The sequence below is a fragment of the Nonomuraea turkmeniaca genome (genome assembly GCF_005889735.1).
Classification (GTDB): domain Bacteria; phylum Actinomycetota; class Actinomycetes; order Streptosporangiales; family Streptosporangiaceae; genus Nonomuraea; species Nonomuraea turkmeniaca.
Map to the genome: position 1 here is coordinate 1 of NZ_VCKY01000531.1, position 1,510 is coordinate 1,510.

Here is a 1,510-nt window from a genome sequence, read left to right on the forward strand (position 1 = left end):
GAGTTGGCCCAACGAGGGGAGGGGGAGGGGGCACCGGCCGAAACCCGTTGATCGCCCCGAGGGCGGCCGATGGTGTGTACCCGCGTGACCCACGTCAGATCGCGAGCGCATCTGTCAGGTCCAAATCACGCCCCGCACCATGGCTGCTCCTTTCCAGCACGGCCCGCTCCCGGATTGAGCAGGTGTGGTCTCTGCCAACGTATCGGTTCCCATCGCGCAACGCACACTCCGCAATTATTGTGTTACACATCGTTAGTCAGGGAGGAGACGAGATGGCGGCGACCAGTCACGCCTCGATAAAGTCTCGCGACGGTGTGTCAACACTGGTCGACCGCTGGCCGTTGCTAGGGCAACGCCGTGCACTCGTGATCTACTTGTGCGCGATCGTCGCTCTCGATCTCGTCGCGGTCGTGTTGTTCGCGTCCGCCACCGAGATCCGGTGGCCGGATGTGGGCACGTTCGCGGCTCTCATGATGTGTGGCGCGGTCTGCATCGAGGCGACCAGGCGCCTGGGGATGCCTGCCGGAGTCTCACGGGACCTGCTGTCGGCCTGGTGGCTGCCGGTGGCCCTGCTCCTGCCCCCGGTCTACGCGTTGTTCGCTCCCATCGTGCTGCAGGTCCTCCTGCAGGTGCGCGTCCGGGCCGCGGTGCTCCACCGCCGGGTCTTCAGCGCGGCCGCCATCGGCCTGGCCGGGTGTACGGCGTCCGTCCTGTTCCACTGGTTCGTCCATGACCCGATGGTGCTGTCGCGCGGCAGCGGCTCGCCGATCATGTACGCGGTCACCGCCGCCCTGCTCTTCTCCTTGCTCAACATCGCGCTCATCGCCATCGCCGCGCACACGGCCGACCCTGACATCACGTGGCGTGAGGTGTTGTGGGACAGGGAGAGCGTGCTGCTGGACATCGTCGAGCTGTGTCTGGGGGTCACGGTCTCGATCGCCTGCGGCCTCAACCTGGCCCTGCTGCTGCTCGCCCTGCCGCCGGTGGTGCTCCTGCAACGCAGCCTCCTGCACGCCCAGCTCCAGGCGGCCGCCCGTACGGACGCCAAGACCGGATTGCTGAACGCCGCCGCCTGGCAGCGTGAGGCCGACACGGAGATCGTCCGCGCCCGCCGCACGGGCGACACCCTGGCTCTGCTGATCATCGACATCGATCACTTCAAACGGGTCAACGACGCCCATGGCCATCTGGTCGGTGATCAGGTCCTGGCGGGGGTGGCGGCCACGCTGCGCAGCCAGCTACGGGACTACGACGTGGTGGGGCGGTTCGGCGGCGAGGAGTTCGTCGTCCTGTTGCCCGGCGCCGACGTCCACGAGGCTCGGCAGGTCGCCGAACGCCTGCGCACCCGCATCGGCCACATGGCCATCCCCGGCGACGACACCCTCATCAAGGTCACCATTTCGGTGGGAGTGGCGCTGATGAGCATCCACGGCGACGAGCTGATCGATCTGCTGGCCGCCGCGGATCTGGCGCTGTACCGGGCGAAGGAGCTGGGCCGTGACCGTGTCTG

The 1,510-nt window shown here is 67.5% G+C and carries 1 protein-coding gene; it reads left to right on the forward strand.

The window, feature by feature from the left end:
• Positions 1 to 365: 365 nt before the first annotated feature.
• Positions 366 to 1,510: GGDEF domain-containing protein (locus ETD86_RS54310; protein WP_246149547.1), on the forward strand; the 1,145-nt coding region annotated here is incomplete at its 3' end.